The organism is Alcaligenes endophyticus, assembly GCF_026344035.1.
In the GTDB taxonomy this organism is placed as follows: domain Bacteria; phylum Pseudomonadota; class Gammaproteobacteria; order Burkholderiales; family Burkholderiaceae_B; genus Alcaligenes; species Alcaligenes endophyticus.
Map to the genome: position 1 here is coordinate 342191 of NZ_JAPKND010000003.1, position 22105 is coordinate 364295.

The 22105-nt window shown below is 52.1% G+C and carries 17 protein-coding genes and 1 tRNA gene; 10 read left to right on the plus strand and 8 right to left on the minus strand.

From position 1 onward, the window contains the following. Positions 1–11 precede the first annotated feature (11 nt). From selA to OSH01_RS08155, 3 genes are all read left to right on the plus strand, one after another. Complete coding sequence (selA, locus tag OSH01_RS08145) at positions 12–1445, plus strand: L-seryl-tRNA(Sec) selenium transferase (RefSeq protein WP_266123585.1); 1434 nt, start codon at positions 12–14, stop codon at positions 1443–1445. Then, positions 1442–3367, plus strand: a complete 1926-nt coding sequence (gene selB, locus OSH01_RS08150) for a selenocysteine-specific translation elongation factor (protein ID WP_266123586.1) — start codon at positions 1442–1444, stop codon at positions 3365–3367. Before selA ends, selB begins: the two co-directional genes overlap by 4 nt. Positions 3368–3380: 13 nt before the next feature. Beyond that, positions 3381–3476 (plus strand) — tRNA-Sec (locus tag OSH01_RS08155). A gap of 1 nt (position 3477) precedes the next feature. Here the strand turns inward: OSH01_RS08155 and OSH01_RS08160 are convergent. Genes OSH01_RS08160 through OSH01_RS08170 form a run of 3 tightly spaced genes read right to left on the minus strand, consistent with a single transcriptional unit; the run spans position 3478 to position 6535 of the window. Continuing rightward, the gene (locus OSH01_RS08160; RefSeq protein WP_266123587.1) at positions 3478–4254 is read right to left on the minus strand and encodes a phosphosulfolactate synthase; all 777 of its coding nucleotides are present in this window, start codon (positions 4252–4254) and stop codon (positions 3478–3480) included. Positions 4255–4256: 2 nt separating this feature from the next. Further along, the gene (locus OSH01_RS08165; RefSeq protein ID WP_266123588.1) at positions 4257–5567 is read right to left on the minus strand and encodes a lyase family protein; all 1311 of its coding nucleotides are present in this window, start codon (positions 5565–5567) and stop codon (positions 4257–4259) included. An 8-nt stretch (positions 5568–5575) separates the two neighbouring features. Continuing rightward, complete coding sequence (locus OSH01_RS08170; RefSeq protein WP_266123589.1) at positions 5576–6535, minus strand: Bug family tripartite tricarboxylate transporter substrate binding protein; 960 nt, start codon at positions 6533–6535, stop codon at positions 5576–5578. Positions 6536–6637: 102 nt separating this feature from the next. Between OSH01_RS08170 and OSH01_RS08175 the strand changes: the two genes are divergently transcribed. Continuing rightward, a complete protein-coding gene (locus OSH01_RS08175) occupies positions 6638–7597 on the plus strand; it encodes a LysR family transcriptional regulator (RefSeq protein WP_266123590.1) in 960 nt (319 codons plus the stop codon). On the opposite strand, the gene OSH01_RS08180 is transcribed toward OSH01_RS08175, so the two are convergent. After that, positions 7594–8142 carry a YaeQ family protein gene (locus tag OSH01_RS08180; protein WP_266123591.1) on the minus strand — a complete coding sequence of 183 codons (549 nt, stop codon included), beginning with the start codon at positions 8140–8142 and terminating at the stop codon, positions 7594–7596. The two genes, OSH01_RS08175 and OSH01_RS08180, sit on opposite strands and share 4 nt — an antisense overlap. 334 nt (positions 8143–8476) lie before the next feature. Here OSH01_RS08180 and OSH01_RS08185 point away from each other — a divergent pair, with 334 nt between their 5' ends. The 3 genes from OSH01_RS08185 to OSH01_RS08195 are packed head-to-tail and all read left to right on the plus strand — an operon-like array spanning position 8477 to position 11304. Then, positions 8477–8851 (plus strand): helix-turn-helix domain-containing protein, encoded by a 375-nt coding sequence (locus OSH01_RS08185; RefSeq protein ID WP_266123592.1) that lies wholly within the window; start codon positions 8477–8479, stop codon positions 8849–8851. 16 nt (positions 8852–8867) lie between these two features. Further along, positions 8868–9974: a carboxynorspermidine decarboxylase gene (locus tag OSH01_RS08190; RefSeq protein WP_266123593.1), complete on the plus strand. Its 1107-nt coding sequence runs from the start codon at positions 8868–8870 to the stop codon at positions 9972–9974. A 37-nt stretch (positions 9975–10011) separates the two neighbouring features. Beyond that, a complete protein-coding gene (locus OSH01_RS08195; RefSeq protein WP_266123594.1) occupies positions 10012–11304 on the plus strand; it encodes a saccharopine dehydrogenase family protein in 1293 nt (430 codons plus the stop codon). A gap of 72 nt (positions 11305–11376) precedes the next feature. Here the strand turns inward: OSH01_RS08195 and OSH01_RS08200 are convergent, their stop codons facing one another. Genes OSH01_RS08200 through OSH01_RS08210 form a run of 3 tightly spaced genes read right to left on the minus strand, consistent with a single transcriptional unit; the run spans position 11377 to position 14264 of the window. After that, positions 11377–12804, minus strand: a complete 1428-nt coding sequence (locus tag OSH01_RS08200; protein WP_266123650.1) for an NAD(P)(+) transhydrogenase (Re/Si-specific) subunit beta — start codon at positions 12802–12804, stop codon at positions 11377–11379. 5 nt (positions 12805–12809) lie between these two features. Beyond that, positions 12810–13130: an NAD(P) transhydrogenase subunit alpha gene (locus OSH01_RS08205; protein WP_266123595.1), complete on the minus strand. Its 321-nt coding sequence runs from the start codon at positions 13128–13130 to the stop codon at positions 12810–12812. A 12-nt stretch (positions 13131–13142) separates the two neighbouring features. Continuing rightward, positions 13143–14264 carry an NAD(P) transhydrogenase subunit alpha gene (locus tag OSH01_RS08210; protein ID WP_266123596.1) on the minus strand — a complete coding sequence of 374 codons (1122 nt, stop codon included), beginning with the start codon at positions 14262–14264 and terminating at the stop codon, positions 13143–13145. 312 nt (positions 14265–14576) lie between these two features. Between OSH01_RS08210 and OSH01_RS08215 the strand changes: the two genes are divergently transcribed. The 3 genes from OSH01_RS08215 to OSH01_RS08225 all read left to right on the plus strand — a co-directional run bounded on the left by OSH01_RS08215 (position 14577) and on the right by OSH01_RS08225 (position 18796). Next, entirely contained in the window at positions 14577–14927 is a 351-nt protein-coding gene (locus OSH01_RS08215) for a hypothetical protein (protein ID WP_266123597.1), read from the plus strand. A gap of 42 nt (positions 14928–14969) precedes the next feature. Then, positions 14970–16544 (plus strand): TerC family protein, encoded by a 1575-nt coding sequence (locus OSH01_RS08220; RefSeq protein WP_266123598.1) that lies wholly within the window; start codon positions 14970–14972, stop codon positions 16542–16544. 215 nt (positions 16545–16759) lie between these two features. Further along, entirely contained in the window at positions 16760–18796 is a 2037-nt protein-coding gene (locus tag OSH01_RS08225) for a PhoX family protein (RefSeq protein WP_266123599.1), read from the plus strand. A 60-nt stretch (positions 18797–18856) separates the two neighbouring features. Here OSH01_RS08225 and OSH01_RS08230 read toward each other — a convergent pair whose 3' ends face one another. Further along, complete coding sequence (locus OSH01_RS08230; RefSeq protein ID WP_266123600.1) at positions 18857–22030, minus strand: SUV3 family DEAD/DEAH box RNA helicase; 3174 nt, start codon at positions 22028–22030, stop codon at positions 18857–18859. Between the last annotated feature and the right edge of the window lie 75 nt (positions 22031–22105).

The window sequence follows — 22105 nt, forward strand, 5'->3', positions numbered from 1 at the left end:
GCTTTTAGCTCATGAGTACAGAAACCAACTTGCCCGCACCCTTAGCCCAAGCTAAAGACCTGCCCTCGCTAGATCGCTTACTCCAGCACCCGCAGGGCAAAGCACTGTTGCAAGAGTACGGCCACAGTCAAGTCAGTGCGGCATTGCGCCAGCACCTGCAGTCGCTGCGTCAGCTCGCATTAAAGCAATCACTACCACTCAGCGCCGTACTTCCTGAGCAGATTTTGCAACATAGCTGGCAACAGCTAGAACAGCAAAATCGCTCCCGTCTTCAGCCTGTTTACAACTTAACAGGAACGGTATTACACACCAACTTAGGGCGTGCTTTATTACCCGACAGTGCCATTCAAGCGGTGATAAACGCTTTACAGTTTCCCGCCAACCTAGAGTTTGACCTGTCTACCGGTGGTCGGGGTGATCGCGACGACCTGATTGCCGACCTGATCTGTGAGTTAACAGGTGCCGAAGCCGCTACCGTGGTAAATAATAACGCTGCGGCCGTATTGTTGATGCTCAACAGCCTCAGTCAACGCAAGCAAACCATTGTTTCACGTGGCGAGCTGGTAGAGATCGGCGGCGCTTTTCGTATCCCCGATATTATGTCCCGCGCGGGCGCAAAACTGCGCGAGGTCGGCACCACTAATCGTACTCACCTGCATGACTATGAGCAGGCCATCGAGGCCCGTACGGCTTTGCTCATGAAGGTACATTGCAGCAACTATGCCATTAAGGGCTTCACCAAAAATGTATCTATCTCACAACTAGCCGAGCTTTCTCAGCAGCACCAACTGCCTGCCGTTGTAGACCTAGGCAGTGGCACCTTAGTAGACCTCAGCCAATGGGGCCTGCCACCGGAGCCTACCGTCAAAGACACCATTAAAGCGGGCGCTGACATTGTCACTTTTAGTGGTGACAAACTACTGGGCGGGCCCCAGGCAGGCCTCATTGTTGGTAAGGCAGAACTCATTGAGCGCATCAAAAAAAACCCCTTAAAGCGAGCCCTTCGGGTAGGGAAACTCACCTTAGCGGCCCTAGAACCGGTGCTGGCTTTATATCGTGCCCCCGAGCTGTTGCCACAACGGCTCACCACACTGCGTCTATTTACCCGTCAGCCACACGCCATGCGGCTACAGGCAGAAACCTTACAACCCCTATTGCAGTCTTGGGCAGGCGCCACCTACAAGGTGCAAGCTCAAGCCATGTTTAGCCAAATCGGTAGCGGCTCGATGCCCGAGAGCGTGCTGCCCAGCTATGGGCTACATATATGCTACCAAGGCTCAGGGCGCCCTGGCCGTCATCTACTCGCCTTAGAAGAGCGGCTGCGCTGCTTAAGCCGACCAGTGATAGGGCGCCTACACGATGATGCGTTATGGCTAGATCTACGGTGTTTAGAACCGCAACATGAGCCCGACTTTGTAGCACAACTCCATCCCATTACGTCATGATTATAGGTACAGCTGGGCACATCGATCATGGCAAAACCACCTTAGTGAAAGCGCTCACCGGTGTCGCCACGGACCGTCTCCAAGAAGAACAAAAGCGCGGCATAACCATTGAGCTGGGCTATGCCTACAGCCCTACTCAACAAGCGGGTATCTTAGGTTTTGTCGATGCTCCTGGACATGAAAAACTGGTCCATACCATGATATCGGGCGCCAGCGGTATTGACTTCGGAATGCTCGTCATCGCTGCCGACGATGGAGTCATGCCCCAAACTAACGAGCACCTAGCCGTTTTGAGCCTATTAGGTGTACAACAAGGCGCGGTGGTGATTAGCAAAATAGACCGAGCCAGCCCTGCGCGTATTGCCCAGGTACAGGCACAGGTCCATGAGCTCACCAAAAACAGCTTCCTCGCCCAAGCGCCCATTTTTCCCGTCGATGCCACCAACCCCAATACTGAGGGAGTTAGACATCTAAGGCAGTATTTGGAACAACAAGCACTGCAGCAAGTGGCTCCCCATACTGAGCATTATTTCCGCCTTGCTATCGACCGAGTTTTTACCCTTCAAGGGCACGGCACTGTTGTCACGGGCACCGTACATAGTGGCACCTTTGATCTACAAAAAGCTAATGAGCTCATGCTGATGCCGGCCCAACGCCCGGTACGCGTGCGCAGTATACGTAGTCAAAATCAGGCCAGCACACTCGCTCAGTCTGGGCAGCGCTGTGCCCTTAACCTCGCTGGCATTGACGTCAACGACATACAACGGGGCGACTGGATCGCGCACCCAGACTGTTTCCTGCCCAGCTTGCGTCTTGACGTGACGCTACAACTTCTTCCTCAATCAGAGGCTGAGCTACGGACATGGACGCCTTGGCATGTGCATATCGGGGCTGCACATTATTTGGCCCATGCGGTTCCCCTAGAGCCCGCAAGCCTGCAAGCCGGTGAGCAAGGTTTAGTGCAGCTTGTGTTTGATCAACCCGTGTGCGCCAGTGTCGGCGACCGTTTTATCTTGCGCAATGCGCAAGCCAAGCAAACCGTGGGGGGAGGCCGCGTATTGGCCACAGAAGCGCCCGATCGCAAACGTCGCAGCCCTGCGCGGCTAGCTCTTTTACACGCCACTCAACACTGGCTCAATCTAGGCGAGCTACAGCCTTTGCTGGAGCAAGCCCCCTACGGGCTAGACAATACGGCCTTGCAACGCCTGCTGGGCGGCACGACCGACACATGGACACCGCCTGACGCCACGGTATGGTTAGCCAGCGAAAGCAAGCAAGTCGGCCCTTGGCTGTTTACTGCCAAGCGCCTAGAACACGTCCAACAAACAGTGCTTGCTACCTTACAACAGTTTCACGCACTGACGCCCGAAGAGCCTGGTGTCAACAGCAGTCGCTTACGGCGCATGAGTGCTCCAGCTATGCCACTCGCTCAGTGGCAAGCCTTAGTACTACACTTATTACGCACAAATCAACTCGTCCAACAGGGTAACTGGCTACATCTACCTGCGCACACCATTTCACTCAATGCCCACGACCAAGCTTTAGCCGCACGCATTTTGCCACTCAGCCTAGCAGGAGCATTTGACCCGCCGTGGGTCCGCGACATTGCCCGTCAGCTGGAGGTCGATGAGGCCTTAGTGCGTCAACTCATGCGACACTTAACCCGCCGTGGCGACCTCTATCAAATTGTGCACGATTTGTTTTATCACCATACGCACATGGCGCAACTTGCCCAAATTTTGGCCCAGCTTGCCGTGGGCCAGACAGGTGTGAATGCAGCTCGCTTCCGGGACGCAACAGGTTTAGGACGTAAACGTGCAATCCAAATACTAGAGTTTTTTAATCGCACCGGTTACACACGCCGCTTACGGGATCGCCATGTGTTACGAGGCGATCCCTGGCAAGAACTGAATGCGGTATGATGCACTATAAGAAGGAAAGCAATCGTGTCCGGTGGCACGGCTGGGCTTCAAACCCAGTTGGGGGCGTCAGACGTTCCTGGGTAGGTTCGACTCCTGCTGCTTTCCGCCACTTACTCATTAAAAGCAGAATACCCAACAGCACGCCCCATGCCACGCCGCAAGCCCTCTAAGCGAAGCGCTTGTCCTAGCGTAACATTGGCTAAATTCACCTCTGTACCAAAAAGGCTTAACATTTCCGCATGCTGGCGCGGAAACTGATAGGGATCAGCCTCAATCAATACGCGCTCGAACCACGAGCACGCCATTAATTCTTGCATTGCCTCTGGCCGACTAGCCGCCAGTAAGTCCAGTTCAGACTGCTCTAGTGTGAAATAATCTATGCCCAACGAGGACAAGTCCGCGACTAAGGCGTTTAACTCGTCCAGTTCCATCGCCTGCTGTGGATCCTTAGCCCCATATTCATAAATCACCTGAAAACCCGCGCGTTGAAATTTTTCGATCACACGCAAGCGTTCATCGCGTCGCATAAATACGCAGTTCTCAGATATTTCCAGAGCATCCAAACCTAGCCGCTGCAATAAACTAATCAAATCGTCTATCTGCCCCTTACGATGTGCGTACTCAAAAATAATGCCGCCGGCATAGACAGAGACACCGAAATCGCGATAACACCCTATCGCCCCCCTCATTGTCTGCTCGGGGATAAGCAATAAGTTAGGTGCATAAATTTTGGCAAAATCAATATAGTCTGCCGCACACTCCAAAGCAGCCCGTATCCCCGAGGCACTACCCCCCCAACCAAAAGTATCTGGCCCCCAATCAATTACCGAAGTCAGACCACGACGACGAGGCTTTGGCTCTCGGTTTGGCAAACTCAACTCTTTCATCTTCACTCCTCCATGGGGGCTTGCTTAGCGCGGCAGGCATATACGTACTCAATCGCACGCTGCACCGCTTGCGGAGCCAAGCCTAAATACGTTTTATGATCTAACAACGCCTCAATTTGTTGCTCTCCCAAATAATCAGCCACTTCGTGCTGCTCCATCAGGGCGCTGCGAAAATCCGTCTCTTGTCGCAATACTTTTTTGGCCGCCTCATGCACCAAACCATGAGCTTTATGTTTTCCCACGTAAGGGCCAAGTGCAAACATCACACGCTCAGCCATAATCAACCCACCGGTACGCTGCAGGTTGCGCTCCATATTCTGCGGATAGACTCGTAGCGTCGCCAATAAGCCTTCTGCGGCCTGCAACAACTTATCCATATTTCTAGCTAGATTAGCTAGAGAGCTGTCATTGCTAATTTGGTCCCTTTCATAAATAGAGACCATCCAGTCCAGTAGCACCGCCGACTCATGGGCAATTTGTCGCGATAAGCCAATAATTGCGGTAGCCTTACGCGGGTTTGACTTGTGCGGCATAGTGCTGGAACCGACCTCTTGGTTAGCTTCATCCAGCTCTGCAAAATCGTCACCTTGTAGCAAAAAAATATCTTGGGCCATGCGAGCCAAGCTCTTAGACATAATCGCCAATAGGCTCCCCCATTCAGCATGCTTGTCTCGAGTGCCCTTCCAGTCTGCCGCCTCCGCAGGCCCCAAGCCTAACTCCTGCATGGTCAGCGCTTCCACCTCAAAGCCCTGCTCTCCCAGCGCGGCATAGGTTCCTACCGCGCCGGCCAACACCCCACTATCTGTACGCTCAAGCCAAGCAAATAATCTCGCTATATTGCGTCGGTTCTCCAGCATCCAGGTCGAGACTTTCAAGCCAAAGCTGATCGGCAATGCATGCCGCCCCACCGTACGCCCCATCATAGGAGTCATTTGGTAGGCCTGCGCTAAACGCAACATGTGATCTTCAAGAACGTGAGCAGCCGCCAAAACATGCCGTGTAGCCGCGCGCATCTGCAAAATTTGCATCGTCAGTCGTATATCAGGCGTCGTAGCACCAAAGTGCAGAAAAGCAGCACTGCTCTCGCTTAACTGCTCCGACCAGGCTTTCAACGTGGCGACAAGAGGATGGCCCACCTGTTCAATATAAGCATCGATGCGATCACGTGGGGCATACTCCACTTGGGCTTTTTGCGTAATTTCGTGGGCCGCCTGTGCAGGAATAATACCCAACTGCGCCTGCGCCCGAGCGAGGGCCGCCTCAATCTGCATAATGGTAGCAACCGTAGCGCGCTCGCCAAAAATAGATTCCATAACAGCGCCTACATGTCCAATTTTTCAATCACTGCGCGCCAAGCATCTTGCTGCTCGGCCATCCAGGCTGAAAAACCACTTTGTTCGTCGGTTACCGGCTCAAAACCAATTTCTCGCAAGCTATGTTGTAGTTGCGCAGACTGCATCACCTTATCTAAGGCCTGACGCATACCCTGCTTCGCCTCCTCAGGCATACCCTGCAAGCCCACTAGGCCCACCCACAACTCCACATCAAACTCAGCGAACCCAGCCTCAGCAAAAGTAGGCACATCCGCCGCATGAGGATTGCGAGTGGCACCCGTTTGGGCCAAAGCACGCAGTTGACCTGCTTTTAAATACGGCAACACAGGGGCAAGACCAATAAACCCTAGATCAATTCGGCCTGAAATCATATCCACGATAGATTGGCCGCCCCCTTTATAAGGAATATGGATGAGGTCCACACCGGTCTGTTGCTTAAAAACCTCTCCGGCTAAATGGTGGACTGAACCTGTGCTGGACGCCGCAAAGGTCAACTCACCGGGACGTTGCTTGGCCATATCTACCAAATCTTGAACCGACTGCACAGCTAATTGGTCGTACACCACCAACACCTCTGGTGAGGTCGCTATTTTTCCTATAGGCTCAAAATTATCCATGTTCCAGGGCAATGACTTGACAAGCAGTGGCTGAATCGGAATAGAGTCCGTTACTAAAGCAAAGCTATAACCATCCGGCTTAGAGCGCGCCAACTCGCCCATACCAATCGCTCCTGCCGCCCCAGCCCTATTTTCTACCACCACTGTTTGCTTGAGCTCCCGACTCAAGCTGTCAGACACCACACGCGCGACGATATCCGTGGCGCCGCCTGCAGCAAACGGCACAATCAAAGTAATTGATCTCTCGGGCCACTGACCTGCCTGCGCAGCCGTACACGTTAACGCGGCCAGTGCCAGACCTGCCGACCAATGACATATTCTTGAAAACATAGGCCTCCTCCTGAATAAATAAAATTATGGAAACAGTATGCCCATGAAGGATATAACTTAGAATTCAGAAATACTCATGCAGTGATAACCAGAGCTTTTCACTTGAATACTTCTCTTCCTAATCGTCTTAATGCATTGCGCTTTCGACATCTGCAATTGCTGGAATATATCCATCAGCTTGGATCGGTGCGTCAAGCAGCTGATCATCTGTACATTACTCAACCGGCGGCCAGCGCCATGCTGAAAGAAATAGAAGCGGCATTGGGCGTATGTTTATTCACCCGCTCACACAGGGGGATGAGTGCAACCCCTGCTCTGCTTAATGTACTGCGCCGAGCCGGCATCATACGCCGGGAGCTACAAGCTATCGCTGCGGACACGACTCAACAGGCCAAACAGCCCCGTGACATGCTGCGCCTGGGCGTTTTGCCACGTAGCATGCACAACGTCATGCCAGCCGTATTAACGCAGATTCTCCAACAGCACCAACACATAGGCTTTATCTTGAGCGAAGCAACCTCGGATGTATTGCTGCGTGGCTTAGTTAACAATCACTATGACTGTATTCTTGGCCGCTTTACCCGTGAGGCCGCCACAGGGCGCTGGCCACAAAGTCAGTTTCATATCGAGACGGTATATGAAGAAGGCATGCATGTAGTCTGCAGCCACAACCACCCCCTAAGACACCACACTACGGTGAACTTGGATGATTTGCTCGGTTGGGACTGGGTCCTGCCGCCCCCAGGCTCTGTTACCCGTAATCTGTTGATTGATGAGTTTTTACACGCGGGGCTGCTGCCACCCGAGCCGGTAATTGTGTCGGCTAATTTTTTATCTAATCTGAATTTAGTCGAAGCGGGGCGGCTCTTAACGATTGCCCCTAGCTCAGCCGCCGAAAAATACGCTCGCATGCACCCCGTACATATCGTCGCTATCACCCTGCACATGCCCTTGCCACCTATCTCCCTGATGTGGCGCAAAGACAGGAAAATGGAAGGTGCATTAGATATACTGCGTCAGGCTCTGCCACACGACACCCAAAATATCGACAACAAGCACTAGGGTTCTAAACGCAGCACTTCTATATTCACATCGCCTTTGGTACTGCTAATCCATGCTTGTCCATCTTGCACGTTAATACTTAGGCTCATACCCCGTTCGCACAATTGAGCTAAAGCTTGGGTAGACTCAGCCGGTAAATAATACACACGGATGTTTTTTACGCGTGTCATTTTATTGCGTAAGCCTTGCCACCAAATATCGACACTGCGGCCATAGGCAATCACAATCACCTCGGAGGCACGGCCGCTTGCTTTAAGCAAACGACGCTCGTCGGGCAATCCCAAGTCGATCCACTGCTCAATCGCCCCTGTTAAGTCTTGGCGCCATAACTCAGGCTCGTCAGCCTCACTTAAGCCACGAGTAAAGGTCAACTGATCAACCCCCTCGCCGTTCACGTGCAGTGCAAACGCAAGCAGACGTACCATCAATCGTTCTTCTGTTTCCGAAGGGTGACGCGCTACCGTTACCGCATGACTGGCGTAGTAAGACCGATCGTTGTCCGCAATATGCAGCTCAGCTTTATAAATGGTTGCGCGTAACGCCATAAGTTTAATACCTAGCCAAAAAGCCACACTATACCTAGGCCATGCCATTCTGTCGCCACTTCGCTAAATGCCTGAGCACGCCCTGCCATCATTGCTTGAGCCTGTACTCACGCCCGCCCAAACTTTCAATTTAAAAGCACTAAAACACAGCAACATCTCTTAAATTGAGCCTTATCTACAACATTAACCTTCAAAAAAGATCTTTACCCCAGCGTAAATATGGCTTTACTTGCATATTCATTTGAACACATATAGCATTACACACATATTATCTATCCGACCCGTTTCTTTCAGGATTTAACCCGCCCCAGCGCAATTGAGCAAAGGCCAATACATGTCCAAAAAGCCCGCCAAAGCCATCGCGGCACCCAAGAGCAAAACCAAGCAAACTCCTACCCAAATAGGCAAGCCCACCCCGTCTTTTCGCAAGGTAGCAAGCCTGCGCGACTTACGCAAAGTCACCGCACACACCCAAGAGGAGCTAGCAGAAACACTTGGTGTAGGGCAAGGAACCGTGTCCCGGATTGAAAAACAAAACGATATGCTGGTTTCAACCTTACAGCACTACATTGAAAGCGTAGGCGGAAAGCTGACTATTGTGGCGTCTTTCCCTAACCGCCCACCACTCGTTATTGAACGCTTAGGTGGCAAGGCTCCCCCCTTGGAAAACAAGGAAACTCAACTGAGCTCCTCATCCACGAGCAGCTAAGATACTCACTGAAACAATGCACAATATACCTACCCCTTACTACCTCATCGATAAAGCAGCGCTACTGAAGAACCTGCAAACAATCGACTACATACGCAAACGTTCAGGCGCAAAAATGTTATTGGCCTTGAAATGTTTTGCGACGTGGTCCGTGTTTGACCTTATGCGTGAATACATGGATGGCACCACATCCTCTTCGCTGCATGAAGTTAAGCTGGGGTATCAAAAGTTTGGGGGGGAAACTCAAGCGTATAGCGTCGCTTTTGCCGATCATGAAATCGAAGAAGTCGTAGCTAACTGCGACAAAATCATTTTTAACTCTGTGAGCCAGCTCGAGCGCTACGCATCTTATACGCAAGGAAAACCTGTAGGGCTGCGTTTAAACCCTGGCTTTAGCAGCTCCAGCTTTGACTTAGCTGATCCGGCTCGCAGGCATAGTCGCCTAGGCGAAGGTAGCGCAGAACGTATTGCCAGCGTACTCGACAAAATCGACGGCGTCATGATCCATAATAACTGCGAGAACAAATCGTTCGAGCGTTTTGATGAAATGTTGACCAATACAGAAGAGCGTTATGCGGATATCTTGCATAACGTCAAATGGGTGAGCCTAGGAGGTGGCATCAGCTACACCTCTCCCGGCTATCCGGTCGATGCCTTCTGCGATCGCATTCGCCAATTCTCCGAAAAATACCAAATTCAGGTTTATCTTGAGCCGGGCGAAGCCTCCGTACGCGACAGCACAACCTTAGAGGTCAGCGTGCTGGATATCGGCTTTAACGGTAAACATCTCGCTGTTGTAGACAGCTCCACAGAAGCGCATATGCTAGATCTTTTGATCTACCGCGAAACCGCTCCAATAGTAGGCCATGCTAAGGGCGAACACCATTACCAGATATGTGGCAAAACCTGCTTAGCAGGCGACATTTTTGGCGAGGCTAGCTTTGAACAACCCTTAGAAATTGGCAGTCGCTTATCCATTGGCGAAGCCGCCGCCTACACCATGGTAAAGAAAAACTGGTTCAACGGCGTTCCCATGCCGTCCATAGTCCTTAAAGAAATTGATGGAACTATTAAGGTAGTGCGCCAGTTTAGCTACGACGATTACGTTAGCAGCTTGTCTTGATCACACACCTTTCTATTTTTAATCCGGGGATATTCTCATGAAACGCAATGTACTGATCATTGGCGCTGGTGGCGTGGCTCACGTTGCCGCCCACAAATGTGCACAAAACAATATTTTGCTTGGTGATATACACATCGCCTCACGTACCATTGAAAAATGCCAAGCCATCATTGACTCTATCAAAGAAAAAGATAATCAATGCGGCCCTGGCCGTATCGTTGCGCATCAACTTGATGCCTTAGACGTGGAAGCTACAAAGCAGCTTATCCACGACACCAACAGTCAAATCGTGCTCAATCTTGGCTCGCCATTCTTAAATATGTCTGTACTGCAAGCTTGCATAGAAACTGGTGCTGCTTACTTGGATACGGCCATTCACGAAGACCCAGCCAAAGTATGTGAAGCGCCTCCGTGGTACAACAACTACGAATGGAAGCGTCGCGACGCCTGCCATAAGGCAGGCATCACCGCTATTTTAGGAGTAGGCTTTGACCCCGGTGTGGTCAACGCTTACGGCCGTTACGCCGTCGACACCTATTTTGACACCGTAGACTCTATCGATATTATTGATATTAATGCGGGCAGTCACGACCGCTATTTCGCCACTAACTTTGACCCCGAGATTAACTTCCGCGAATTTACCTCCACGGTATGGTCCTGGGAAGATAGTCAGTGGAAAGCCAATAAAATGTTCGAGCATAAAAAAGAGTGGGATATGCCTGTGGTTGGCACACGCCCCACTTATCTCACCGGACATGATGAGCTGCACTCTATGTCAGCCAACTTAAATGTGCCCAACATACGTTTTTGGATGGGCTTTGGTGATCACTATATCAACGTCTTTACCGTCTTAAAAAACCTAGGCCTGTTGTCCGAACAACCAATACGTACCGCAGAAGGCCTAGAGGTTGTGCCGTTAAAAGTGGTCAAGGCAGTGCTGCCCGACCCAGCCTCGTTGGCACCCGCCTACACCGGCAAAACATGCATCGGCGACCTAGTCAAAGGCACTAAAGACGGTAAGCCACAAGAGGTTCTGCTCTACAACATCTGCGACCACGAAGAAAGCTATGCTGAGGTAGGCAGCCAAGCCATTTCCTACACCGCAGGCATACCCGCTGTTGCTGCTGCCATGCTGATTGCCGATGGCGCATGGGATGTCAAAGAGATGAAGAACGTGGAAGAGCTAGACCCGAAACCGTTTATCGAACTGATGAACCGCATCGGCTTAGTCACGCGTGTACGGGATAGCCAAGGCGATCGCGTTTTGGACCCGTACGCCGAAAGCGTAGAGCTTGCTGAAGCAAGCCTGCACACTGACTCCAACCACTAAGCGGCGACACCACTACGCCCAGCTAAAAGGCTGGGCGTAGTGTGCATTCCCCAAAACAACAGACTGCGTTGTTTACAGTGCTTTCAACATATCTTCGATGACTTTTTTTGCATCGCCAAAGACCATCATGGTCTTATCCATATAAAAAAGCTCATTATCCAAGCCTGCATACCCTGCCGCCATAGAGCGCTTATTCACAATCACTGTGCGTGCCTTATAAGCCTCTAAGATTGGCATGCCTGCAATAGGAGAAGCGGGATCTTGCTTAGCGGCGGGGTTCACCACATCATTGGCCCCTAACACCAGCACCACGTCAGTCTGACCAAACTCACTATTAATGTCATCCATCTCAAACACCTGCTCATAAGGCATTTCCGCCTCTGCGAGCAACACGTTCATATGACCCGGCATGCGCCCAGCCACCGGATGAATGGCGTAACGTACCTGTACCCCCTGCGCATCAAGCTTATCCGTTAGCTCTTTTAATGCATGCTGCGCGCGTGCTACGGCCAAACCGTAGCCCGGCACAATAATCACGGACTCCGCATTGCTCATCATAAACGCGGCATCTTCCGCACTACCTGCTTTAACAGGGCGGGCTTCTTGTTGTGCTGCGCCCGCGTCTTGTGTCGCGCTCGCACCAAAACCGCCTAGCAGCACATTAAAGAAGGAACGGTTCATCGCCTTACACATAATGTAAGACAGGATAGCCCCTGACGACCCCACCAAGGAGCCAGCAATAATCAGCATGGCATTATTCAACGAGAATCCAATGCCCGCTGCCGCCCAACCCGAGTAGCTATTCAGCATGGACACCACCACGGGCATATCCGCGCCCCCGATGGGAATAATTAAGGTCACCCCTAATATAAACGCCAAAATAATTAAAATGGCAAACGCCCAATAATGCTGGTTCAACGTAAAGGCAATCACGCAGATCAAAGCCAATATGCCTAACAACAAGTTCAGCATGTGCTGACCCGAGAAAACAACCGGAGCGCCTTGAAACAAGCGGAATTTATACTTGCCCGAGAGCTTACCAAAAGCCACCACAGAGCCTGAAAATGTCACCGCACCCACCAGCGTGCCTAACGCTAACTCCAACCGGTTACCTGTGGGAATAAGACCTGCCAGCGCACCCAGACCAAAGGCTTGCGGCTCCAGCACAATCGCAATCGCAATGGCCACTGCAGCCAAACCCACCATGCTATGCATAAACGCAACCAGCTCTGGCATTTTGGTCATCTGCACGCGCTTGGCCATCACAGTACCCAACGCTCCCCCCAGAACCAATCCGGCTAGCACCCGCGTTACCCCCAAAGCCGCCTGTTCCGCTTGCGCCAAGCTCCAAATCAAAGCTAGCGTGGTACCGACAGCCAGAGCCATACCCAACATGCCAAATGCATTCCCCTGACGCGAGCTAGCAGGATGCGACAGACCTTTTAATGCCTGAATAAAGCAAACTGAGGCCAGCAAATACAACAACGTGACCAAATTCATGGACATTAGTGTGCTCCCTTATCAGTACCGGCTTTAGGCGTTTTTTTCTTAAACATCTCCAGCATGCGGCGCGTCACTAAAAAGCCACCAAATACATTCACCGCGGCCAAGGCGGTTGCCAAAATCCCCATCGCCTGGGCCCAAGTTCCTTCGGTCAAGGCGGCAGCCAACATGGCTCCTACAATAACAATGGCTGAAATGGCATTCGTCACCGCCATGAGCGGAGTATGCAGTGCGGGGGTCACATTCCACACCACGTGATACCCCACATAGATCGCCAAAACAAAAATAATCAAATTAATGATTAAGGGAGATACCATATCCATGCTCAACTCCTCCTAAGCGCCACGGCTAGCCGGGAATAGCCTCTTGGCATCCCGACACACCAAACTAGCCTGCACGATGTCATCTGCCTCAGGAATGTGCAGTTGCGGTCCATCTTGGGCCACCAACAAACCCACGAACTGGCGTACATTGCGCGCATATAACGCCGACGCATCGGCAGCCACCTGTGACGCAAAGTTCAATTCGCCCACAATCGTCACACCATGACGCACCACCGTTTGACCCGGTTCAGTCAAGGCACAATTCCCCCCTCGCGACGCAGCAAGATCGACCACCACAGAGCCGGCACGCATTTTTTGCACCACCTCGGCAGCGATTAAGCTCGGTGCCGGTCGCCCTGGTATCAGCGCCGTGCTGATCAGCACATCGGCTTGTGCACAACGCTGGGCAACCACTTCGGCCTGACGTGCCAGCCAAGAGGCAGGCATTGCTCCCGCATACCCTCCTTTGCCTTCAGCCGCTACGCGCTCCTCTTCGGTCTCGTAAGGCACGTCAATGAACTTAGCCCCCAAAGACTCGATCTGTTCCCGCGCAGCAGGACGCACATCAGACGCTTCTACGACTGCACCCAAACGTCTAGCCGTAGCAATCGCTTGTAAGCCCGCCACCCCAGCACCCAATACCACTACCCGAGCCGCTTTGACTGTGCCAGCTGCCGTCATCATCATGGGGAAGAAACGCGGATATAAACTGGCGGCACGCAATACCGCCGCATAACCGGAAATGTTGGCCTGCGACGACAGCACATCCATGCTCTGCGCACGCGTGGTACGCGGAATCAACTCCAAGGAAAAAGCCGTCACGCCGGTTTGTGTTAGCGTTTCAAGAGCGTCCGTCTCATAGGGATCTAACAGACCTACCACCACGTGACCTGATTGGAGACGCGCCAGATCTACATCCTGTCTAGCCATGGGCAATAACAGCTCAGCCTGATAAGGGTCTCCTAGTTGAGCGCCCGCTTGGACATACTGCTCATCGGAGTAGTCAGCCCGCTCACCCGCCCCCGGCTCAATAATGCAGACATGGCCCGCTTGAATATATTGCTGCGCTACTTCTGGCGTCATCGAAACACGACGCTCACCCGCTGTCTGGGTACCAATTACCCCCAACCTCATGATGCCCTCCTCCTTCGCGTAAGGCTAATGTGCAGTTTTTACGTGCAAGCACGCACCTGCTTTTTCTATGTAATCTTGACACTTTGACTTGGTATGCTACTAAAGTACTACTAGGACTTACCCCAAAACCAAACAAAACTTTTATCTTCTATCTTTTAAAAATCTATTCCACGAGCAAGCGAACACTGACCTCAACACCCAAGATATCAGCTAGGTAAAGGCTCTAACAGGCCGCTCCCACTCAGAAAATAGACATATTCAGGCTGCGCTACGCAATATATACTTGAATCTTGTCCACTCTCCTGTATCCCCATGCATCGCTGGCTCGCCCTGCTTTTGTTGTTTATTTTTCCTTTTCAAAGTTTCAGCGCCCAAGCACAGCTGCCCGCTCCTACTGTGCAAATTGTGCTGTCCGTTGATTCCGCCACCGATACCTATGCCGATACGGAACAGAAGCTAATTCAGCAAGCCCTCAACGAATTTCTCGATCACTGCGAAGCGCCTCCGGGCGTATGTTTACAACACTACCGTCAGGCGATCAAACGGCTGTCGAGCTCCCACCCCAGCCAAGTACTACCCTATCAGCACCTGCCGGAGCGCCGACCACCCAAGAATCGTGCCCCCACCCCGCAACATGTAACTACAACTTACTTTTATAGTTAAACGCCACTACACTTTAGGCGTCTCTATTTACAGGCACACAACATGGAATGGCTAATGGATCCAGGCATCTGGATCGGTCTGATTACCTTGGTTGTACTCGAGATCGTACTCGGGATAGACAATCTCATTTTTATTGCAATCCTGGCTGAAAAGCTCCCGCCCCATCAGCGCGATCGTGCGCGCTTGGTCGGGCTTTCTTTAGCATTAATCATGCGCCTCGGATTGCTCAGTTTGGTTTCTTGGCTGGTGCAGTTAACCGCACCGCTGTTCTATCTGTTTGAACACCCTTTCTCTGGCCGTGATCTCATCCTGCTGTCAGGAGGCTTGTTCCTCCTGTTTAAAGCAACCACCGAGCTCCATGAGCGACTAGAAGGCAGCCCTCAACACGCAGGCGGCTCACGTGTCTATGCCAGCTTTGGGGTGGTCATTGCCCAAATCGTCGTCTTAGATGCTGTTTTTTCCTTAGATGCTGTGATCACTGCGGTGGGCATGGTAGATCAATTGCCCGTTATGATGGCGGCAGTTGTGATCTCAATTGCTTTGATGATCTGGGCCTCCAAACCGTTGACCAACTTCGTTAACGAACACCCCACCGTCGTGGTGCTTTGCCTAAGCTTTTTACTCATGATCGGCCTTACGCTCACGGCGGAAGGCTTGGGCTTTTTGATTCCAAAAGGCTATTTGTACGCGGCCATTGGTTTTTCCATACTCATCGAGTTTTTTAATCAAATTGCCAAACGCAGCGTGGCTCGTAACGAAGCGCGCTTACCAATGCGCGAACGAACAGCAGAAGCCGTATTGCGTATGTTAGGCCATAAACAAAATGGCTATACCAGCAACGACAACAACCTAGAAACCGAAATGCTAGGCGAGGATCAAGGCTTTAGAGCCGAAGAGCGTAATATGGTCAGTGGCGTACTGAGCTTGGCCGAGCGCCCTATACGCTCACTCATGACGCCCCGCAAAGAAATTACATGGATAAACCTGCGCGATGAGCTCAGTGACATTCAACTCTTGCTGCGCCATACCCCGCATAGCTTCCTTCCCGTCTGTGATGGCCAGCTAGACCAAATTGTCGGTGTTGCCCGATCTAAGGACCTGCTCGCCGATTTACCGCAGTACCCCGGAATACGCAACTGGCCCGATCTGCGCGCCCCTATATTCGTACACGAATACACCGACGTGCTCAACACCATCGCCACCCTTAAGCAATCTAACGGTCAGTTTGTGCTGGTAGCCGATGAGTATGGAGCCATCGAAGGCCTGCTCACTCCCATTGATATCCTAGAGGCGATTGCTGGCGAGTTCCCCGACGAGGATGAGCAACCCACTATTCAACAAATCGATACGCATGTGTGGAATGTGGACGGTGGTACCGACCTGCTTATGCTTGCCCAAGCCTTGGGGGTACCTGACCTAGATAGTCGTGACCAATCGTTCAGCACCGTAGCGGGTTTTCTATTGGAACGCTTAGACTCTTTGCCCAAAGTGGGCGACACCGTCCATGCTGATGGCTTATTGTTTGAGATCACCGAGGTCGAACAACGTCGCATAGCCTGGGTACGTGTCACTCGTTTAGACAACAATACGGAGCAGTACGAAAACACCGAATCATAGCCATCCAGCTTTTTTAAGCGCGCGCACAACAGTCTGTTGACCTTACGTGCGCGCTCACTGATTCTCAGCCTACTTCAGATAACAGCCTCTAACTTCTCAGCAAGATAAGCCAATAGCCTCCTAAGTACCAACGTCTAGTATCGCTTACGCAACATCATACTCCTGTAATTTTGAAGCTTCATACTTCAGCCAGTTTCATTCAACCAGGAGCAAGCATGTCCAATCATGACCTTATCGACAGCGAAGACATTCCCTGCAATCTGACGCAGAACACACATTTCCAAGAAATTGTGGAGCAAGCCCAAAAGCGTCGCGGCTTCATCAAAAAAGGCCTAGGTCTGTCTGCGGCCATGTTTCTGGCCGGCCCGCTAGCTGCCTGTAGCGGCGGCACGGACACCGGAAGCGGAAAAAAAGAGCAGGACGGCAAAGATAAAGAAGACGACAAAGGCAAGGACAAAGAACCTACCGCAGCATTGCTAGGATTCGAGGGCATTAAGTTCAGTACCGCAGACTCTGTCGTAGTTCCCGCCGGCTATACTGCCAGCGTCATGGCTCCATGGGGCACACCGCTAGTAAGCGGAGCCCCAGCATGGCGTGGCGATGGCTCTGAAAGCGCCGCCGATCAAGCAAAACAAGTGGGCGAGAACCACGACGGCATTCACTTTTTCCCCCTAGATGGCGAGAAAGGCGGTGGAAGCAATAACGAGGAAGGCCTGCTCGTTATGAACCACGAATACTGCACCACAACAAAACTGGCTGACAAAAGCCCAGCATACCAATTTCTATTCGGTGCAGATGCCTCGAACACCAACCCCTGGAGCGAAGAAAAAGCCCATAAAGCCATGAATGCGCATGGTGTATCAGTCATGCACATCAAACGCAATGCTCAAGGCAAATGGGATATTGTCAAAGACTCCAAATTCAATCGCCGCATCACGGCGCAAACTGAAATGGAATTAACAGGGCCCGTAGCCGGTGATGTTCTCGTGCGCACAAACGCTGACCCCAGCGGCCGTCAAGTATTTGGCACCATCAATAACTGCGGCAATGGTTGGACCCCATGGGGCACGTACCTCACCTGTGAAGAGAACTTTAATAACTATTTTGGTACCAAAGCAGACGACGATCAACGCACCGCCGAACAAAAACGCTATGGTCTTTCAGCCAAGGGCACCAGCTATCGCTGGGAAGAAGTCATTGATCGCTTTGACTATGTCAAAGAGCCTAACGAATCCAACCGTTTTGGCTGGATTGTAGAAATTGATCCTTTCAATCCGGACTCCATGCCCAAAAAGCGCACGGCCTTAGGGCGCATCAAGCACGAAAACGCTGCCTATCGCCTCGCTGAAGATGGCCGTATCGTTGTCTACAGCGGAGATGATCAAGCCAACGATTACATCTATAAGTTTGTCTCCGATGGCAAATTTGTTCAAGGTGGCGACAACAGCAAACTGCTCGATAGCGGCAAGTTATATGTAGCGAAGTTCAACAACGATAAAGCCTCGGAAGGCTTTTTGGGTAAAGGCGAATGGCTCTTGCTAGACCGCGATGCCAACCCCTTGCTAGCCGCCGATCCGCGTTTTGTTAATCAAGCATCGGTATTGGTTTATACCCGCTTAGCGGCCGACGTAGTAGGCGCTACCAAAATGGACCGCCCTGAGTGGGTAGCCGTACATCCCACCAACGGGGATGTCTACGTCACGCTGACAAATAACAGCAGCCGCACGGAAGGCGACGAAGGCCCGAACCCACGCCCACAAAACCGTTATGGTCAGATTGTGAGCTGGCGTGAAACCGGCGGCGATGCCACGGCCACAACCTTCGAGTGGGACCTGTTTGTATTGGCGGGCAACCCTAACGTGTACGGTAAGGACGACCCACGCTCGGGCTCATCCAACATCACCAAGGAAAACACCTTTAACAGCCCAGACGGCTTGGGTTTCGATAAGTTTGGTCGTTTATGGATTCAATCGGATGGTGCTTACAGCAACACTGGGGATTACGAAGGCCAAGGTAATAACCAGATGCTGTGTGCCGACCCGAACACCAAAGAAATCCGTCGCTTCTTGGTAGGGCCAAAGTCGTGTGAAGTCACCGGTATTGCCTTCACACCTGACAGCAAAACCATGTTTATCAACATTCAACACCCGGGCGAGGCCGGCGACAGCCAATGGCCTGATATGAATGGCGGGATTCCACGCTCTGCTACCGTCGTTATCACTAAAAACGATGGTGGCGTTATTGGTAGCTAAACCCTAACTGCCATCAATAGGCTGAGCCTTGGGCTCAGCCTATTTTTTTGCTTCGCCTGATTAAGGCCCACCAAATGCTTCCTTGGATGTTTTACCAAAGCCACTTTGATGCAATAAGCTACGCTCAATAAAGCGGCTCAATTGACTGCGGAACTCTAGGAGCTCCCGCAATTGATAATACACATCGGGAAACTTCATGCTTAACCAGGCATACAAGCTAATTTGCTTGCTCAGCATTTCCGCATCTTCCAAGCGTGCAGGGCTGGACGCTTTCATCCAGGATGGCACTGCTGGCATCGGCATCTCATGACGCTCTACATAGGCACGTAGACAACGCTTGTAATAATCCAGCTCATGGTCTTTATCTACCGAGACGGGAGCGCAAGCAAAACTAAACTTCTCGGTTAACGATAATTGCCCAGCTAATCTGTCCACCCAAAAACCCAACTCTATCGTGTCTTTCAAGCCTGCAGTTTGGAACAAGGGGTTATCCGAAGCCACCTTATTGGCAAAATACTGCAATAACACGCCGATACTCTGGGTGTTTAACAAGTCGGCCAAGGCCAAAATATGAGCTTGCGCAGGGGCAATGGGCAAACGTAAACTCACTTCCTGCAAAGGCTCATCTAGCATCTGCCGTATATGATTTAAATCGGCTTGATCCATTGCCCCAACATAACCTTTAGGATAAAGCCCGTAACGCCCCGCGCGCCCGGCTATTTGGCGCACTTCGGTCGCATTCAAAGGCCGCATTCGACGCCCGTCGAATTTCCATGCAGTAGAAAACACAACTCGCCGTATAGGCAAATTCAACCCCATACCAATAGCATCGGTTGCTACGAGGACATCTGCCTCACCACTAGCAAAACGCTCGGACTCGGTGCGCCGTACTTCGGGCGCTAAGGCGCCATAAATACTAGCCACACTTAAGCCTTGTGCACGGTAACGGGCACTGAGCGTTAAAACATCCTTGCGCGTAAAAGCAATCACCGCATCGCCTTTAGCCACACCTGCTGCTTCTTTCTGACGTTGTCGACGGCCACCTTGAGCCACAGGCGCATCCCGCTTTAACCGCGGAGCCTGCACCACCTGCGACATCACCTCCAGCGGCGTTTTGCGCTGGGTATACTCAAGCTCATAGCTTTCCTCCAAGCCCTTAACCACTCGTAGGCAAGGGTCCAGAACTGACTGGTCGCCGCAAACAAATAAAGTACGCGCAGGCATACCCACTAAGGCTGCCGTCCATGCCCAACCACGCTGTTCATCGGCAAGCATCTGCACTTCATCTAACACAGCCACCCGCACTTCCATGGTGGGGTCCATCATTTCTACTGTGCACGCCGTGTGCTGCGCTCCGGGCACCATGACTCGTTCCTCGCCCGTTAACAGGTTGCAAGGAATTCCCGCCTCGGTCAGCCTGTCGCGCACTTCCATCGCCAATAAACGTAAAGGCGCCAGGTACACGCCCGAGCGCGCCTCCATCAAGGCCTGTAAAGCTTCATACGTTTTACCCGAGTTGGTGGGGCCTAAGCGGAATACGACATGTCGTCGTATAGCCCTAGCTAAGGTGAATGTTTGAGGATAATCGCCCAAACGCAGCATATCTTGCGCGCGCTGCTGCTCCACTTGATCCAAAATACGGCGTACCGGCCCATGGCGCAAGTAAGCCTCCAAATTGCCCGCCTGAATAGCGTCTTGGCTGATACCGTCTTCTAGCACCTGGCGTAAGGCCTGCTGCAAATCGCGGTAGGCCTGGGCCGATACCATGGGCCGCTGAGTACTTAAAAAACCTTCCACGGTATCTTGCAACAAGCTGATCAAGCGTGTTTGCGCAGCAGCACCAAACGCCACCTCCAAACGCCCAGGCAAACGTTCTTGATCAGCCAAGGTACGCGGCAAGGGTAGGGCTACAGACATTTGTACATTTGCCCGCCATTCTGGCCTATCTATATCAGCAATATAAATAGGTAAGAACACATCTTTTAACCAGCGCAAGCGCGTGGGGTCATCGGGATCTGGCTCGTGGTGGCAACTGAACTGCTGCTCCATGCGCTCGAGCACCTGCGCTTGCAGCCATTGGGCACGCGCTCGATCTACACTACGCTGATAAGCATTACGCTGACGAGCATTCATGCCCGCCATATCCTTCGTGCGCCACGAGTCAATCAACTCCGGAGTTAGGGCGGCTAGCTGTGAAGGATGATGCATCAGGGCAGCCCCTCCCTTTTTGGCTCGGCCACGCTCTACACGAACCACGGGCAGACGTTTATCCGCTATCCAGGCCTCATACTCACTGCGCGTTATGCCCAGCAAAGCCATTGTTGCCTCAGATCCTATGCAGGCTTGTTCCCACTCCCAGCGTTCAGCACGCTCGGCTTTCAACTGAGCTTCACGCTCGGACTGCAAGCGTTGTAATTGACGATAAGCCGTGTCAGTCAAGCAATACAGGTCACGCAATACGGCAGCACTGGCGCCGCGCCCGTGCACCGTCATAAAGTCGCGGGCTCCTGCTCCTGACTGCAGGGCGGTAAATAACGTTTCAGGAAAGTGATCCTCGCCCACCCCCGCCTGCACAAACATCTGTTCTAACCGAGCGCGCGCCTGCGCCAGTTGATCCGCTTGTTGTGCGCGCTCACGCTCTAGGGCCTGCTCGCGTTCGCGGCGCGCCTGAGCCTGCTCCTGCTCGCGTCGTCGCTCGCGTTCAAACTCTTCTTGCCATTGCCAACGATAAGCACCTACTAAAGGATGAGCCTGCCACGCAATCGCAATGGCCATTAAGCGTTCGCGCTGCTCAGAGACTGTCCAAGGCGCACTGGGCATGATTTCCTGTGACCCTATACCGGCGGCCAACGCCTTACGCCAGTGCTCTAAGCCAACGTGCGCCTGAACAAACTCAGCCTCGGTACAGGCAGCGCGACTCATGGTGATTAGTAGCTGCAGACACTCACATACGGCTTGTGGAGCACCGCGGCTTTGTAAATGTGCCACAAACCCTGCTTGGTTTAACTCGTACTCAAGCACCACACTTAGTAAAGGCGCTTGCTCGGGCAGCCGCCACACTTTAAATAATAGACTCGATATGGCCGCCCGCTCGTCAAAACGCCCCTTTTTTAGGATACGGCGCGCCGTGGCCTCTAAACGAGGATAATCAAGCCAAGCAGGGTATGCCAATAAATCGTCTTGCAACGGAGAAAAAGAGTCGGTCACAGATAAGTCCGGGCCAGAAGCAGCCATATATGCTCAAAAAATAGGGAAGTCAGCGAGTGCCAAAAGCTTTATCTGGCTCAAAGCGAGAGACGTACAAAGCTC

Excerpts from the sequence above, each read along its gene's own strand:
- selA (WP_266123585.1), top strand. The coding sequence starts at position 12 with ATGAGTACAGAAACCAACTTGCCCGCACCCTTAGCCCAAGCTAAAGAC.
- selB (WP_266123586.1), top strand. The coding sequence starts at position 1,442 with ATGATTATAGGTACAGCTGGGCACATCGATCATGGCAAAACCACCTTA.
- OSH01_RS08160 (WP_266123587.1), bottom strand. The coding sequence starts at position 4,254 with ATGAAAGAGTTGAGTTTGCCAAACCGAGAGCCAAAGCCTCGTCGTCGT.
- OSH01_RS08165 (WP_266123588.1), bottom strand. The coding sequence starts at position 5,567 with ATGGAATCTATTTTTGGCGAGCGCGCTACGGTTGCTACCATTATGCAG.
- OSH01_RS08170 (WP_266123589.1), bottom strand. The coding sequence starts at position 6,535 with ATGTTTTCAAGAATATGTCATTGGTCGGCAGGTCTGGCACTGGCCGCG.
- OSH01_RS08180 (WP_266123591.1), bottom strand. The coding sequence starts at position 8,142 with ATGGCGTTACGCGCAACCATTTATAAAGCTGAGCTGCATATTGCGGAC.
- OSH01_RS08185 (WP_266123592.1), top strand. The coding sequence starts at position 8,477 with ATGTCCAAAAAGCCCGCCAAAGCCATCGCGGCACCCAAGAGCAAAACC.
- OSH01_RS08190 (WP_266123593.1), top strand. The coding sequence starts at position 8,868 with ATGCACAATATACCTACCCCTTACTACCTCATCGATAAAGCAGCGCTA.
- OSH01_RS08195 (WP_266123594.1), top strand. The coding sequence starts at position 10,012 with ATGAAACGCAATGTACTGATCATTGGCGCTGGTGGCGTGGCTCACGTT.
- OSH01_RS08200 (WP_266123650.1), bottom strand. The coding sequence starts at position 12,804 with ATGAATTTGGTCACGTTGTTGTATTTGCTGGCCTCAGTTTGCTTTATT.
- OSH01_RS08205 (WP_266123595.1), bottom strand. The coding sequence starts at position 13,130 with ATGGATATGGTATCTCCCTTAATCATTAATTTGATTATTTTTGTTTTG.
- OSH01_RS08210 (WP_266123596.1), bottom strand. The coding sequence starts at position 14,264 with ATGAGGTTGGGGGTAATTGGTACCCAGACAGCGGGTGAGCGTCGTGTT.
- OSH01_RS08215 (WP_266123597.1), top strand. The coding sequence starts at position 14,577 with ATGCATCGCTGGCTCGCCCTGCTTTTGTTGTTTATTTTTCCTTTTCAA.
- OSH01_RS08220 (WP_266123598.1), top strand. The coding sequence starts at position 14,970 with ATGGAATGGCTAATGGATCCAGGCATCTGGATCGGTCTGATTACCTTG.
- OSH01_RS08225 (WP_266123599.1), top strand. The coding sequence starts at position 16,760 with ATGTCCAATCATGACCTTATCGACAGCGAAGACATTCCCTGCAATCTG.
- OSH01_RS08230 (WP_266123600.1), bottom strand. The coding sequence starts at position 22,030 with ATGGCTGCTTCTGGCCCGGACTTATCTGTGACCGACTCTTTTTCTCCG.